We start from the raw sequence: 654 nt of genomic DNA on the forward strand, positions 1-654 counted from the left end.
GCGCGGTCCAAGGCGGTGCAGCACCAGCCCTCGTCAACACCAAGCCGGTGACGGTGCGGTTCTTCCTCGACCGGATCGTGCCGGAAGCAACCGGCCTCCGCGCCTCTGCCACCGCCGGCGCAGCCGGGCTCTACGGCCTGACGGCAGAGCAACTGGCCGGTTGATGGCATGACGGGAGGGCTCGACCCGCTGGACCGGATGGCCGCTGCGCTTGAGCGGCTGGCGGGCCGCAGCGCGGGACTGGCAGCCGACTGGTTAGCCCACCCGGCCTATGTTGTCGGCGAGCAGGGCGCACGGTCGGTCCCGGAGCTCGAAGCCCCCGCGCTCGAGCTGCTGCAGGGGATCGACCGGCACAGGGACGTGGTGCTGGCCAACCTGCGCCGTCATGCGACCGGCGCTGCCGCCCACGACATGTTCCTGTGGGGCGCGCGCGGGATGGGCAAGTCCGCCTTGCTGCGGGCTGCCACCAGCGCAGTGCAGGACGAGGTGCCCGGAGCATTGGCGCTGGTCCAGGTCGGCGGCGATGCGCTGACCGGGCTGCCGTCGCTGTTCGGCACACTGGCGACGGTGCCACGGCGGTTCGTGGTCTATCTCGACGACCTCGGCTTTGCCGATGGCGACCTTCAGGGGCCCAGGCGGCTGCGCAGCTGGCTG

General features: G+C 71.9%; 1 protein-coding gene. It reads left to right on the forward strand.

Annotated elements, in window-relative coordinates; translation table 11 throughout:
* Positions 1–168 precede the first annotated feature (168 nt).
* Positions 169–654, forward strand: a 486-nt coding sequence (locus AC01FP_RS18545) for a DUF815 domain-containing protein (RefSeq protein WP_474482350.1), incomplete at its 3' end; no start/stop codon positions are given.

The sequence above is a fragment of the Cyanobium sp. NIVA-CYA 375 genome (assembly GCF_056108345.1).